Below are 13,177 nucleotides of genomic sequence, written 5' to 3' on the forward strand. Positions count from 1 at the left end.
AAACACCCGTGCCCAAGGCAGGCCCACAAGGCGAGGCCGTCGTGCCCGTCTATGTCAGCGAGACCATGGCCGACCTGCATGGGGTGCACCCGGGCCAGTGGCTGACCGCGCTGGCCGGTGCGCTGGCGCTGCGCGAACCCGTGGCCTTCTTCGTGGCCGGCGTCTGGCGCGACTACGCCCGCCAGCACGGCAGCATCGCCATCGACCTGAGCGACTTCACACGCATCACCGGCGACCGCCGCGTCAACGAGCTGGCGATCCACCTCCCTGAAGGCGCCGACGAAGACGCCGTGCGCGGCGCCATCCGCGCCATCGCGGCGCGCCACGGCAACGGTGATCTGCTCGAATTCGCCTCGGCCGGCGAGTTGCGCGCCACCTCGCTGCGCATCTTCGACCGCAGCTTCGCCGTCACCGGGTGGCTGCAGGCCGTGGCCATCGGCATCGGCCTGTTCGGCGTCGCCGCCAGTTTCAGCGCCCAGGTGCTGGCACGGCGGCGCGAGTTCGGCCTGCTCGCCCACCTGGGCCTGACGCGGCGCCAGATCCTGCAGGTGGTGGCCGCCGAGGGTCTGGCCTGGACGGTGCTCGGCGCCCTGGCCGGCCTGCTGCTGGGCCTGCTGGTCAGCGCCATCCTGGTGCATGTCGTCAATCCGCAGAGCTTTCACTGGACCATGGACATGAGTCTGCCGGCGGGCCGGCTGGCGGCCCTGTGCGCCGCCGTCGTGGCGGCCGGCACCGCCACCGCCTGGCTCGCGGGCCGCGCCGCCGCCAGCCGCGACGCCGTGCAGGCCGTGAAGGAGGACTGGTGATGCCGATGCCCCCCGCGCCACCTCCGTTCCTGCCCGTGCGCCGCCGCGCGTGGCTGGTCCTGGCCGCTGCGGCGCTGGCCATGCCGTCGCGGGCCGGCACGCCGGCACCCCGCGCGCTGGCGCCACGCCCCCTGGTGTTCCCACGCGATCACGGCAGCCACAACGACACCCGCACCGAATGGTGGTACCTCACGGGCCACGCGCAGGCCGAGGGCGCACCGGACGATGCGCCTCCCGCCTGGGGTTTCCAGGTCACGTTCTTCCGCAGCCGCGTGGACAGCTCTGCCGGGCTCGACGGCCGCCTGGCCGCGCGCCAGTTGCTGTTCGCCCATGCCGCCATCACCGACGCCACCGCCCGCCGTCTGACCCACGCCCAGCGCATCGCGCGCTGGAACGGCCTGCCGCCCGGCGGCGCCCCCGGCCCCCGCGCCGTGTTCGCCAGCGAAACCGACACCGCCGTGCACCTGCGCGGCTGGTCCTTCGTGCGCGAGGCGGCCGACGGCATCTACCGTGCCCGCATCGACGAGCGTGACCTGGCCATCGACCTGAATGCCCGCCCGACCCAGCCGCTGCTGCTGCAGGGCGACCAGGGCTTTTCGCGCAAGGGGCCGGACCCCGCCCAGGCCAGCTTTTACGTGTCGCACCCGCAATTGGCGGTGACGGGCACGCTGCGCGCCGGCGAACACGGCCGCACCCTCCGCGTGCAGGGCCGGGCCTGGCTCGACCACGAGTGGAGCGAGGCCCTGATGCACCCCGAGGCCGTGGGCTGGGACTGGACCGGCATGAACCTGGCCGACGGCAGCAGCCTCACCGTCTTCCGGCTGCGCCGCGCCGACGGCAGCGCGGTCTGGGCCGGCGGCTCCTGGCGCCCCGGTGGCGCCGACGCCCCAGCCCGGGTTTTCGACCCGCACGAGGTCCGCTGGCGGCCCGGCCGCGTCTGGATCAGCCCGCGCACCGGCGCCCCCTATCCGGTCGAGTGGCAGCTCGACACGCCGGCGGGGCGCTTTGCCATCCGCGCCGTGGCCGACGCCCAGGAGCTTGACGACCGCGCCAGCACCGGTGCCATCTACTGGGAGGGCCTGTCGGAGCTGCTCGATGCCAGCGGCAGGGTCGTCGGCCGCGGCTACCTGGAGATGACCGGCTACGCGCGTCGCCTGGTGCTCTGATGCGGCACGCCGCGGCCGCTCAGAACGCGCGCTGGCGCGTCAGGATTTCCCACCACATGCGCCAGTCCCCCATGAAGCTGTACAGCGGGTACTTGAACGTGGCCGGTCGGTTGTGCTCGAAAAAGAAGTGCCCCACCCAGGCGAAGGCATAGCCCTGCACCAGCCCGGCCAGCACCAGCCACCCGTTCTGCCACAGGATGGCCAATGCCAGCAGGACCAGTCCGATGCTGCTGCCGATGAAGTGCAGGCGGCGCGACACCGGGTGCCGGTGCTCGCTCAGGTAGAACGGGTAGAACGCGGCAAAGCTGCGGTAGCGCGTCTCGTCCCGGGTCGGCGGCTGGCTGCTCATGGCTCGTCTCCTTCGTCATCGTGAGCCGGTCCGGCGGGCGTCGGCCGGCTTCTGGTCGTCACACCCCCACATCGTGCCACGTTCCCGCCGCGGCCGCCGTAAACTGCCCGACACCATGAACACCGAGGACACCTCCCCGCGGACCCCACCCCCACGCTCGCTCTCCGGCCTGTGGCCCTTCGTGCGCCCCTACCGCTGGCAGGTCGGCCTGGCGCTGCTGTTCCTGCTGCTGGCCGCCACCGCCACCTTGCTGTTCCCGGTCGCGTTGCGCCACCTGATCGACGGTGGACTGCAGGCCGACCGCGGCGCCCAGGCCATGGCCCTGCGCGGGCACTTCCTCGACGTGTTCGGCGTCGCCGTGCTGCTGGGCGTGGCCTCGGCGTCGCGCTTCTACATCATGAGCTGGCTGGGCGAGCGCGTCACGGCCGACGTGCGCAGCGCCGTCTACGGCCACGTGCTGCGCCAGAGTCCGGCCTTCTTCGAGACCACCCGCACCGGCGAGGTGCTCAGCCGCCTGACCACCGACACCACCCTGGTCCAGACCGTCATCGGTTCCTCGCTGTCGATGGGGCTGCGCAACGCCATCACCGGGCTGGGCGCGCTGGCCATGCTGGTCTGGGCCCACCCCATGGTCATGGTCCAGGTGCTGCTGGTGATCGTGCTCGTGGTGTTGCCGGCCATGTGGTGGGGCCGGCGCGTGCGGCGCCTCTCGCGCGCCAGCCAGGACCGCGTGGCCGACGCCAGCGCCATCGCGGCCGAGGTGCTCAACGCCATCCCCATGGTGCAAAGCTACACCGCCGAAGACCGCGAGGCCGGCCGCTTCGACGAGGCCGCCGAGCACGCCTTCCGCACCGCGGTACGCCGCAGCCGCGCGCGCTCGGTGCTGGTGGCCTTCATCATCATCGCCAACGCGGCGCTCATCCTCTGGGGCCTGTACCAGGGCACGCAGGCGGTCCTGGCCGGCACCATGAGCGCCGGCCAGCTCGGGCAGGCCGTGGTGCTGGTGATTCTCTTCGCCGGTGCCGTGGCCGTCTGGGGCGAGGTCTATGGCGACCTGCTGCGCGCCGCCGGCGCCAGCGAGCGGCTGATGGAGCTGCTGGCGAGCCGCTCGCCGGTGCAGGAGCCTGTCCAGCCACGGACCCTGCCCGCGGTCCATGGTGGCAGCCGGGTGCGCTTCGAGCAGGTGCGCTTCCACTACCCCTCGCGCCCGGCGCAGGCCGCGCTTGACGCCTTCGACCTCACCATCGAGCCCGGCCAGACCGTGGCCCTGGTCGGCCCGAGCGGGGCCGGCAAGACCACCGTGTTCCAGTTGCTGCAGCGCTTTTACGATCCCGGCGCGGGCCGCATCCTGCTCGACGGCGTGCCCATCAATGAGCTCGCGCTGGCCGATCTGCGCGGGCGCGTCGGCACCGTCCCGCAGGACCCGGTCATCTTCTCGGCCAGTGCCCTCGACAACATCCGCTACGGCCGGCCCGGGGCCAGCGACGACGAGGTGCGCGCTGCCGCCCGCGCCGCCTTCGCCGACGAGTTCATCCGCGCCTTGCCCGAGGGCTACGACACCTTCCTGGGCGAGCGCGGCGTGCGCCTGTCGGGCGGGCAGCGCCAGCGCATCGCGATCGCGCGCGCCATGCTCAAGAACCCGCCCCTGCTGCTGCTCGACGAGGCCACCAGTGCGCTCGACGCCCAGAGCGAGCGCATGGTCCAGGCCGCGCTCGACACCGCCATGCAGGGCCGCACCACGCTCGTCGTCGCCCACCGACTGGCCACCGTGCGCCGCGCCGACCGCATCGTCGTGCTCGACCACGGCCGCATCGCCGAACAGGGCACGCACGACGAGCTGCTGGCCCGCCAGGGGCTGTATGCGCACCTGGCCTCGCTGCAGTTCAACGCCTGAGCGCCCTGCGGGCGCGCGTCATGCAGGCGCTGCATGACGGCATCACAAGCCGGCCTTGGACAGACCAGGCACCACTGACTACAGTGGTGGCGACAACCGGCGTGCGCGCGCCGGTCCCTTCCGTCCATCCGCCAGTCCCGCCATGCCGACCACCCCGCTGACCCACGCCTTGCCCTCCTACCTCGATCCGGCCCATGTCGGCCCCTGGGGCATCTACCTGCAACAGATCGACCGCGTCACGCCCTACCTGGGCCCGCTGGCGCGCTGGGTCGAGACGCTCAAGCGCCCCAAGCGCATCCTGGTGGTGGACGTGCCCATTGAACTGGACAACGGCACCATCGCCCACTTCGAGGGCTACCGCGTGCAACACAACACCAGCCGCGGCCCGGGCAAGGGCGGCGTGCGCTTCCACCAGGACGTGACCCTGTCCGAGGTCATGGCCCTGTCGGCCTGGATGAGCATCAAGAACGCCGCCGTCAATGTCCCCTACGGCGGCGCCAAGGGCGGTGTGCGCGTCGACCCGCGCACCCTCTCGCGCGGTGAACTGGAACGCCTCACGCGCCGCTACACCAGCGAGATCGGCATCCTGATCGGCCCGACCAAGGACATCCCGGCCCCCGACGTCAACACCAACGGCCAGATCATGGCCTGGATGATGGACACCTACTCGATGAACGTGGGCGCCACCGCCACCGGCGTCGTCACCGGCAAACCGGTGGACCTGGGCGGCTCGCTCGGCCGCATCGAGGCCACCGGGCGCGGCGTGTTCACGGTCGGTGTCGAGGCGGCCCGGCTCACCGGCCTGCCGGTCGAAGGCGCCCGCGTGGCCGTGCAGGGTTTCGGCAACGTGGGCGGCACGGCCGGCCGCCTGTTCGCCGAAGCGGGTGCCAAGGTCGTGGCGGTGCAGGACCACACCGGCAGCATCCACCACGCGGGTGGTCTGGATGTGCCCGCCGTGCTCGCCTACGTGAAGGAGCATGGCTGCGTAGGCGGCTTCCCGGGTGCCGAGGCCATCACGGCCGACGATTTCTGGGGCGTGCCGTGCGACATCCTGATTCCCGCCGCGCTCGAAGGCCAGATCACCGAGCACAACGCCGGCCGCATCCAGGCCCGCATGGTGATCGAGGGCGCCAACGGCCCGACCACGCCCGAGGCCGACGACATCCTGGCCGACAAGGGCGTGCTGGTGCTGCCCGACGTGATCGCCAACGCCGGCGGCGTCACCGTGAGCTACTTCGAGTGGGTGCAGGATTTCTCCAGCTTCTTCTGGAGCGAGGATGAAATCAACGAGCGACTGGTGCGCATCATGAAGGGCGCCTTCGGCGCCATCTGGCAGGTGGCCCAGGAGCACAAGGTCAGCCTGCGCACCGCCACCTTCATCGTGGCCTGCCAGCGCATCCTGCACGCACGCGAGATGCGCGGGTTGTATCCGTGAACTCCCCCCTGCGCCGCTGACGCGGCCGCCCCCTCCGTGGCGCGCCTTCGGCGCTTCGAGGGGGGATCAGGCTTTACTGCAGCGTTTCCTTCACTGCCGGCAGGTCGGGCAGGGGGAGGATGTCGATGCCCTCGTCGATCAGTTCGCGGGCGACGTCCGGGGTGGTGCGGCCGCGGATGCTGCGTTGCTCGATCTCGCCGTGGTGCATGGCGCGCGCCTCGTCGGCGAAGCGCTCGCCCACGTCTTCGGTGCGTGCGATCAGCTCACGCATGGCGCGCAGCACCTGGGCCTGCAGGCCGGCGGGTGCGCCCTGGCTGCCGGCCGCCGGCTGTGGCGCGGGGGCCTCACCGGTGGCGACGCCGTCGCCGCGGCCCAGGTTCAGGCGCGGTGCCGACAGCATCTTCTGCACCGCGGTCGCGCCGCACACGGGGCAGCTCAGCAGCCCGCGCTCAAGCTGCTGGTGGTAGTCTTCCTCGGAGGCGAACCAGCCTTCAAACACATGCTGGCGCTCGCATTGCAGGTCCAGAACCTTCATGGCTCCGATTATCGGCCTATCGCGCCAACCCTGCCGGCATCGCGCCCGACCAGTCGAGCGGCCAGGCGCCGGACAGCACGTTCTGCAGCCACAAGGCCCCGACCAGGGTCTTGGAATCGATGATGCGCCCGTCACGGCAGGCCGCCAGCACCTCGTGCGACGGCATGGTCAGCACGTCAAGGAACTCGCCCTCGTCGAGCCGGCGCTCGCCCGGCGTCAGCCCGCGGGCGAACCAGACATCGATGCGCTCGTCCGAATAGGCCACCGTCGGTGCCAGCTGGCAGGCAAAGGCCCATTCGCGTGCGGCGTAGCCGGTTTCTTCCCGCAGCTCGCGCCGTGCGCAGGCGAGGCTGCCCTCGCCAGGGTCCAGCTTGCCGGCCGGCATTTCCAGCAGCACCTCGCCCATCGGGTGCCGGTACTGCCGCTCCATCACCACCTGGCCGTCGTCGAGCAGACCGATGACCATCACCGCGCCCGGGTGCAGCACGTACTCCCGGGTCGCCGTTCGTCCGGAGGGCAGCGACACATCATCGCGCACCACATGCAGGAAGTGGCCCCGCAGCAGCTCCTGCCGCCCGACGGGGGTCTCCCTCAGATGCCGGTCACCGTCCTGCGCGTGTCCCATGTTCAGCGCCGCCGGCGGTACAGGTAACGCCAGGTGAAACCGGGGAAGGCGAAGGTCAGGAACAGTGCCGCCGTGGTGGCATAGAACTCCCAGCCCTGCGGGTAGATCTGTCCGGCCGAGTGTTCCAGCGCCAGACCCAGCGCCCCCACCAGCCCGTAGCAGACCACCAGCTCGCACAGACGCCACCACAGCGTCTTGGGCGTGCGCCGTGGACCGAGCGCCAGCACGCGGTCATTGAAAAACGGCAGATTGGCCGCCACCAGGGCGGCCAGGATGACCAGCCAGACGGAAAAGGACAGTGTCATCGGGAGCGCCAGCCCAAGCGTGCGCCGCTCAGGCCAGCAGCGCCGTGATCGCCTGGGCACACAGTGCCATCAGGCCACCGGGCACGATGCCGAGCAGCAGCACCAGTGCGCCGTTGAGCGACAGCAGCGAACGCACGTCCATGCCGGCCTCAATCGCGGCCGTCTGCGCCGCGCCATCGAAGTACATGACCTTGACCAGACGCAGGTAGTAGAACGCGCCAATCAGCGACATCATCACCGCGAACACGGCCAGACCGATGTGCCAGGCCTGGCCACCGGCCAGCAGGGCCTGCAGCACCGCCAGCTTGGCGTAGAAGCCCACCAGCGGCGGAACGCCGGCCAGCGAGAACATGCAGATGGCCATGATGCCGGCGTACAGCGGGCTGCGGCGGTTCAGACCGGCCAGATCGGCGATCTCCTCCGACTCGAAACCGCTGCGCGAGAGCAGCAGGATGACGCCGAAGGTGCCCAGCGTGGTCAGCACGTAGGTCACCACGTAGAACATGGCGGAGCCGTAGGCGTTGGCCATGTTGCCGGTGTCGGCGCCCACGCCGGCCACGAGCGCCACGAGCATGAAGCCCATCTGCGCGATGGTCGAGAACGCCAGCATGCGCTTGAGGTTGGTCTGGGCGATGGCCGCCAGGTTGCCCACCAGCAGCGAGGCCACGGCAAGGACCGCCAGCATCTGCTGCCAGTCGATGGCCAGGTTCGCCATGCCTTCGACCAGCAGGCGGATCACGATCGCGAAGGCCGCCAGCTTGGGGGCACCACCGAGCAACAGCGTGACCGAGGTCGGTGCGCCGTGGTAGACATCGGGCACCCACATGTGGAACGGCACCACCCCCAGCTTGAACGCCAGGCCGGCCACCACGAACACCAGCCCCAGCACCAGCACCTGGCGCGAACCGCGCAGGGTGTCCTCGCCGCCGCCGATGGCCTGCAGCACCCCCGAGACGTCGAGCGAGCCGGTCGCGCCATAGACCATGGACAGGCCGTACAGCAGGAAGCCGCTGGCCAGCGCGCCGAGCACGAAGTACTTCATCGCGGCCTCGGTCGCGCGCAGATCGTCGCGGCGCAGCGCCACCAGCGCATAGCTCGACAGCGTGAGCAGCTCCAGACCCAGGTAGATCACCAGGAAGTTGTGACCCGAGATCATCACGAACATGCCCAGCAGCGAAAACAGCCCCAGGGTGAACAGGTCACCGCCGCGCTGCAGCATCTCGCGGTCGCCCGAGTAGCGGCGGCCGTACACGACGGTCACGAACATCGCGATGGACGCGAAGCACTTGAGCCAGTTGCCCATGGGGTCGCTGACCACCATGCCGCCGAAGCCCTGCGCGATCATGCCCGAGGACGCATAGTTGCCGGTGAGCAAGGCCACCACCGCCAGCGTGGCGAGCGTGAGCAGGTAGGTGGCGCCGCGCAGCGGCGACTTGACCCCCAGGTCCAGCAGCGCAATCACGCAGGCCATCACCAGCAACAGGATTTCAGGGTACGCCACGACCCAGCTGACGTTGTCAATCATGTGAACGCTCTCTTGTCTTTCTTGCCAGGCGGCCTCAGTTCAGCTTGGACACCGCCACGTGGCGCAGCAGCTCGGCCACCGAGGCATCCATCACGTCGGTGAACGGCTTGGGATGGATGCCCATGTACAGCACCATGACCGCCAGCAGCCCCATCACCAGGAATTCGCGCGCGCCGATGTCCTTGAGTGCCTTGACGTGGTCGTTGGCCGGCGCACCGAGGTACACGCGCTTGAACATCCACAGCGAGTAGGCGGCGCCGAAAATCAGGGCCGAGGCGGCCAGCAGGCCGATCCAGAAGTTGGCCTTGACGGCGGCGATGATCACCATCCACTCGCCCACGAAACCGGCCGTGCCCGGCAGGCCGCAGTTGGCCATCGTGAACAGCAGGGCAAAGGCGGCGAAGCGCGGCATGGTGTTGACCACGCCCCCGTAGGCGGCGATTTCACGCGAGTGCACGCGGTCGTACAGCACGCCGATGGCCAGGAACATCGCGGCCGAGACGAAGCCGTGGGCGATCATCTGCACGATCGCACCCGAGACGCCCAGGTCGTTGAAGACGAAGAAGCCCAGCGTCACGAAACCCATGTGCGCGACCGACGAGTAGGCCACCAGCTTTTTCATGTCCTGCTGCACCATCGCCACCAGGCCGACGTAGATCACGGCCACCAGCGACAGCACGATCATCAGACCGGCCCACTCGTGCGAGGCGTCGGGCAGGATCGGCAGCGAAAAACGCAGGAAGCCGTAGGCACCGAGCTTGAGCATGATCGCGGCCAGCACCGCCGAACCGCCGGTAGGCGCCTCGACGTGCACGTCGGGCAGCCAGGTGTGCACCGGCCACATCGGCACCTTCACGGCGAAGGCGGCGAAGAAGGCGAAGAACAGCAGCGTCTGGGCCTGGCTGCCCAGCGGCAGCTTGTGCCAGGTGGCCAGGTCGAAGCTGCCGCCCGATTCCAGGTACAGGTAGATCAGCGCCACCAGCATCAGCAGCGAGCCCAGCAGCGTGTACAGGAAGAACTTGAACGCGGCGTAGATCTTGTTCGGGCCACCCCAGATGCCGATGATCAGGTACATCGGGATCAGCGTCGCTTCGAAGAAGACGTAGAACAGCATCGCGTCCTGCGCCGCGAACACGCCGATCATCAGGCCCGAGAGGATCAGGAACGCGCCCATGTACTGGTTCACGCGCTCGGTGATCACTTCCCAGCCGGCGATCACCACGATCACCGTGATGAAGGCCGTCAGCAGCACCAGCCACAGCGAGATGCCGTCCACGCCGAGGTGGTAGTTGACGTTGAAGGTCGGGATCCACGCGCTCTTCTCGACGAACTGCATCGCGGCAGAACCGATCTCGAAGCCCGTGTAGACGGGGATGGTCACGGCCAGACCGGCCACGGCACCGATCAGGGCGATCCAGCGCACCATGCCCGCGTGTTCGTCACGTCCGAAAGCCAGCAGCACGGTGCCGAACAGCACCGGCACCCAGATCGCAAGGCTCAGCAAACCCATTTTCTTGTTCTCCTTATTTGGCCAGCCACACGAACCAGGTCATGAACAGCACCACGCCGAGGATCATCATCAGCGCGTAGTGATACAGATAGCCGGACTGCAGACGGCGCACCACGGCCGAGACGGCATCGACGAGCTTCCAGCTGGCGTTGACCACGCCGCCTTCGATCACGCCACGGTCGCCGCCCTTCCACAGGCCGACACCGATCAGGCGCGCGCCGCGCGCAATGATGTTCTCGTTGATCCAGTCCATGTAGTACTTGTTCTCCAGCACCACCACGATCGGGCGCAGCGCGCGGGCGAAGGCGGCCGGCACGGCCGGATTGACCAGGTACATGTACCAGGCCGCCACGGCACCGGCCAGGGCCAGGTACAGCGGTGCCGTCGAGAGGGCGTGCACCGCCATGGCCAGCGGACCATGGAACATCTCGGCGAACCTGGCCATGGCCGGGTGGGCCGACGCGTCAACGTGGATGGCGTCCTTGAAGAACTCGCCGAACACCATCGGTTCGATCGTCAGGTAGCCGATCACCACCGAGGGGATGGCCAGCAGCAGCAGCGGCACCGTCACCACCCAGGGCGACTCGTGCGGCTTGGCATCGTGGCCATGGCCGTGGTCGTCGTGGTGATGGTCGTCGTGGTGCGCGTCGGGGTTCTGGTCGTAGCGCTCCTGGCCGTGGAACACCAGGAAGTACAGGCGGAACGAATAGAACGAGGTCACGAACACGCCGGCCAGCACCGCGAAGTGCGCGAAACCGGCTGCGGGCAGGTTGCTGAAGTGCACCGCCTCGATGATCGAGTCCTTCGAGTAGAAGCCCGAGAACAGCGGCGTGCCGATCAGCGCCAGCGTGCCCAGCAGCGAGGTGATCCAGGTAATGGGCATGTACTTGCGCACGTTGCCCATCCAGCGGATGTCCTGGTTGTGGTGCATGCCGATGATGACCGAGCCGGCGGCCAGGAACAGCAGCGCCTTGAAGAAGGCGTGCGTCATCAGGTGGAACACCGCCACCGAGTAGGCCGAGGCGCCCAGGGCCACGGTCATGTAGCCGAGCTGCGACAGCGTGGAATAGGCCACCACACGCTTGATGTCGTTCTGGATGATGCCCAGGAAGCCCATGAACAGGGCCGTGATGGCACCGATCACCAGAATGAAGTTCAGCGCCGTGTCCGACAGCTCGAACAGCGGCGACATGCGCGCCACCATGAAGATGCCGGCCGTCACCATGGTGGCGGCGTGGATCAGCGCGGAGATCGGGGTCGGGCCTTCCATCGAGTCGGGCAGCCAGACGTGCAGCGGGAACTGCGCGCTCTTGCCCATGGCGCCGATGAACAGGCAGATGCAGATCACGGTGATCAGCATCCATTCGCCACCCCACAGCGGGTAGGGGAAGGCGATCGCACCCAGCTCGCCCGCCTTGGCGAACACCTCGGTGTAGTTCATCGTGCCGGTGTAGGCGACGATCAGGCCGATGCCGAGGATGAAGCCGAAGTCACCCACCCGGTTGACCAGGAAGGCCTTCATGTTGGCGAAGATGGCGGACGGCTTGTTGAACCAGAAACCGATCAGCAGGTACGAGACCAGGCCCACCGCCTCCCAGCCGAAGAACAGCTGCAGCAGGTTGTTGCTCATGACCAGCATGAGCATCGAGAAGGTGAACAGCGAGATGTAGGCGAAGAAGCGGTTGTAGCCGGCGTCTTCCTCCATGTAGCCGATGGTGTAGATGTGCACCATCAAGGACACGAAGGTCACGACGCACATCATCATGGCGGTGAGGCCATCGACCATGAAGCCGATTTCCATCGTCAGGTCGCCGATCACCATCCACTGGTAGATGGTGTCGTTGAAGCGCGCGCCACCGATCACGTCCTTGAGCGTGATGGCCGACAGGATGAAGGCCACCAGGACACCCAGGATGGTGAGCGTGTGCGAGGCACGGCGGCCGATCACGTTGCCACCGAAGGTCGTGCCCAGGATGCCGGCGAGCGCCGATCCCACCAGGGGTGCCAGCGGAACGGCCAGGAGCGTACTTGCGGAGAGGGTTGTGCTCATCTCTGTTCTTGCCTGTTTTGTCGGGCTTCAACCCTTGAGCGTGTTGAGTTCCTCGGCGCTGATCGAGCTGCGGTTGCGGAACAACAGCACGAGGATGGCCAGGCCGATGGCGGATTCGGCCGCGGCCACGGTCAGGATGAAGAACACGAACACCTGGCCATGCATGTCGCCCAGGTAGTGCGAGAAGGCCACGAAGTTCATGTTGACGGCCAGCAGCATCAGCTCGATGGCCATGAGCAGCACGATCAGGTTCTTGCGGTTGAGGAAGATCCCGATCACCGACAGCGCGAACAGGATCGCGCCGACCGTGAGAAAGTGTCCGAGTGTCAGAGTCATGATGCCTTGCCTTCCTCCTGGGCGGCCGGTGCCGGGTCGGCGGGCCGGGTGGTCGCAGCCATGGGCACGACCACCAGGCGGTCGGCGGCGCGCACGCGCACCTGGTCGCCGGGGTTGATGGCCTTGCTGTCCTTGCGATGGCGCAGCGTCAGGGCGATCGCCGTGAGCATGGCCACGAGCAGGATGACGGCAGCCACCTGGATGGGGTACAGGTACTCGGTGTACAGCAGGATGCCCAGCGCCTTGGTGTTGGACACGCCCTCGGCGGCCCCGGCAACCTCGCCACCGGCGATCTTGGGAAAGCCCACCCAGGTCACGGCGGCAATCTCGGCGGCCACCAGCGCGCCGATCACCAGCGCCAGCGGGAAGTTCTGCCAGAAGCTCCAGCGGTCACCCTCGAAGCGGATGTCCAGCATCATCACCACGAACAGGAACAGCACCATCACCGCGCCCAGGTACACCAGCACCAGGGTGATGCCGAGGAACTCGGCCTTGAGGATGAGCCACAGCGCCGCGGCCTGCGTGAACGACAGCATGAGGTAGAGCACGGCATGCACCGGGTTGCGTGCCGTGATCACGCGGAAGGCCGCAAACAGCAGCACCGCCGCGAAGAGGTAGAAAAAACCGGTCTGGTAGTTCAT

At 68.4% G+C, this 13,177-nt stretch carries 13 protein-coding genes; 4 read left to right on the plus strand and 9 right to left on the minus strand.

Annotated features, from left to right (window positions below; translation table 11 throughout):
• Together PHQ87_RS04565 and PHQ87_RS04570 are read left to right on the plus strand one after the other, a co-directional pair.
• Positions 1–806 (plus strand): ABC transporter permease (locus tag PHQ87_RS04565; protein ID WP_300231681.1); only part of this gene is annotated, 806 nt, incomplete at its 5' end.
• 80 nt (positions 807–886) lie between these two features.
• Positions 887–1,972, plus strand: coding sequence for a carotenoid 1,2-hydratase (locus tag PHQ87_RS04570; RefSeq protein ID WP_300231713.1), 1,086 nt, complete (start codon positions 887–889; stop codon positions 1,970–1,972).
• A gap of 19 nt (positions 1,973–1,991) precedes the next feature.
• On the opposite strand, the gene PHQ87_RS04575 is transcribed toward PHQ87_RS04570, so the two are convergent.
• Positions 1,992–2,321, minus strand: coding sequence for a DUF962 domain-containing protein (locus tag PHQ87_RS04575; RefSeq protein ID WP_300231683.1), 330 nt, complete (start codon positions 2,319–2,321; stop codon positions 1,992–1,994).
• A 115-nt stretch (positions 2,322–2,436) separates the two neighbouring features.
• On the opposite strand from PHQ87_RS04575, the gene PHQ87_RS04580 reads away from it, so the two are divergent.
• A complete protein-coding gene (locus PHQ87_RS04580) occupies positions 2,437–4,215 on the plus strand; it encodes an ABC transporter transmembrane domain-containing protein (RefSeq protein WP_300231684.1) in 1,779 nt (592 codons plus the stop codon).
• Positions 4,216–4,357: 142 nt separating this feature from the next.
• Positions 4,358–5,650 carry a Glu/Leu/Phe/Val dehydrogenase gene (locus PHQ87_RS04585; protein ID WP_300231685.1) on the plus strand — a complete coding sequence of 431 codons (1,293 nt, stop codon included), beginning with the start codon at positions 4,358–4,360 and terminating at the stop codon, positions 5,648–5,650.
• A 73-nt stretch (positions 5,651–5,723) separates the two neighbouring features.
• On the opposite strand, the gene PHQ87_RS04590 is transcribed toward PHQ87_RS04585, so the two are convergent.
• From PHQ87_RS04590 to PHQ87_RS04625, 8 genes are read right to left on the minus strand one after another with little or no spacing between them, the layout of a single operon-like run.
• Positions 5,724–6,185, minus strand: a complete 462-nt coding sequence (locus PHQ87_RS04590) for a DUF1178 family protein (RefSeq protein ID WP_300231686.1) — start codon at positions 6,183–6,185, stop codon at positions 5,724–5,726.
• A gap of 16 nt (positions 6,186–6,201) precedes the next feature.
• Positions 6,202–6,810 (minus strand): NUDIX hydrolase, encoded by a 609-nt coding sequence (locus PHQ87_RS04595; RefSeq protein ID WP_300231688.1) that lies wholly within the window; start codon positions 6,808–6,810, stop codon positions 6,202–6,204.
• A 2-nt stretch (positions 6,811–6,812) separates the two neighbouring features.
• Entirely contained in the window at positions 6,813–7,115 is a 303-nt protein-coding gene (locus PHQ87_RS04600) for a DUF2818 family protein (protein WP_300231689.1), read from the minus strand.
• Between the two features lie 28 nt (positions 7,116–7,143).
• The gene (gene nuoN / locus PHQ87_RS04605) at positions 7,144–8,640 is read right to left on the minus strand and encodes an NADH-quinone oxidoreductase subunit NuoN (protein WP_300231690.1); all 1,497 of its coding nucleotides are present in this window, start codon (positions 8,638–8,640) and stop codon (positions 7,144–7,146) included.
• 34 nt (positions 8,641–8,674) lie between these two features.
• A complete protein-coding gene (locus tag PHQ87_RS04610) occupies positions 8,675–10,150 on the minus strand; it encodes an NADH-quinone oxidoreductase subunit M (RefSeq protein ID WP_300231692.1) in 1,476 nt (491 codons plus the stop codon).
• A 13-nt stretch (positions 10,151–10,163) separates the two neighbouring features.
• Complete coding sequence (gene nuoL / locus PHQ87_RS04615) at positions 10,164–12,200, minus strand: NADH-quinone oxidoreductase subunit L (protein WP_300231694.1); 2,037 nt, start codon at positions 12,198–12,200, stop codon at positions 10,164–10,166.
• 27 nt (positions 12,201–12,227) lie between these two features.
• Positions 12,228–12,536, minus strand: coding sequence for an NADH-quinone oxidoreductase subunit NuoK (gene nuoK, locus PHQ87_RS04620; protein ID WP_300231695.1), 309 nt, complete (start codon positions 12,534–12,536; stop codon positions 12,228–12,230).
• Positions 12,533–13,177, minus strand: coding sequence for an NADH-quinone oxidoreductase subunit J (locus PHQ87_RS04625; protein WP_300231696.1), 645 nt, complete (start codon positions 13,175–13,177; stop codon positions 12,533–12,535). The genes nuoK and PHQ87_RS04625 overlap by 4 nt, the downstream gene beginning before the upstream one ends.

This window comes from Hydrogenophaga sp., from assembly GCF_028698005.1.
In the GTDB taxonomy this organism is placed as follows: Bacteria; Pseudomonadota; Gammaproteobacteria; order Burkholderiales; family Burkholderiaceae_C; genus Hydrogenophaga.

Coding starts and splice junctions, on each gene's coding strand:
- PHQ87_RS04570 (WP_300231713.1), top strand. CDS start 887: ATGCCGTCGCGGGCCGGCACGCCGGCACCCCGCGCGCTGGCGCCACGC.
- PHQ87_RS04575 (WP_300231683.1), bottom strand. CDS start 2,321: ATGAGCAGCCAGCCGCCGACCCGGGACGAGACGCGCTACCGCAGCTTT.
- PHQ87_RS04580 (WP_300231684.1), top strand. CDS start 2,437: ATGAACACCGAGGACACCTCCCCGCGGACCCCACCCCCACGCTCGCTC.
- PHQ87_RS04585 (WP_300231685.1), top strand. CDS start 4,358: ATGCCGACCACCCCGCTGACCCACGCCTTGCCCTCCTACCTCGATCCG.
- PHQ87_RS04590 (WP_300231686.1), bottom strand. CDS start 6,185: ATGAAGGTTCTGGACCTGCAATGCGAGCGCCAGCATGTGTTTGAAGGC.
- PHQ87_RS04595 (WP_300231688.1), bottom strand. CDS start 6,810: ATGGGACACGCGCAGGACGGTGACCGGCATCTGAGGGAGACCCCCGTC.
- PHQ87_RS04600 (WP_300231689.1), bottom strand. CDS start 7,115: ATGACACTGTCCTTTTCCGTCTGGCTGGTCATCCTGGCCGCCCTGGTG.
- nuoN (WP_300231690.1), bottom strand. CDS start 8,640: ATGATTGACAACGTCAGCTGGGTCGTGGCGTACCCTGAAATCCTGTTG.
- PHQ87_RS04610 (WP_300231692.1), bottom strand. CDS start 10,150: ATGGGTTTGCTGAGCCTTGCGATCTGGGTGCCGGTGCTGTTCGGCACC.
- nuoL (WP_300231694.1), bottom strand. CDS start 12,200: ATGAGCACAACCCTCTCCGCAAGTACGCTCCTGGCCGTTCCGCTGGCA.
- nuoK (WP_300231695.1), bottom strand. CDS start 12,536: ATGACTCTGACACTCGGACACTTTCTCACGGTCGGCGCGATCCTGTTC.
- PHQ87_RS04625 (WP_300231696.1), bottom strand. CDS start 13,177: ATGAACTACCAGACCGGTTTTTTCTACCTCTTCGCGGCGGTGCTGCTG.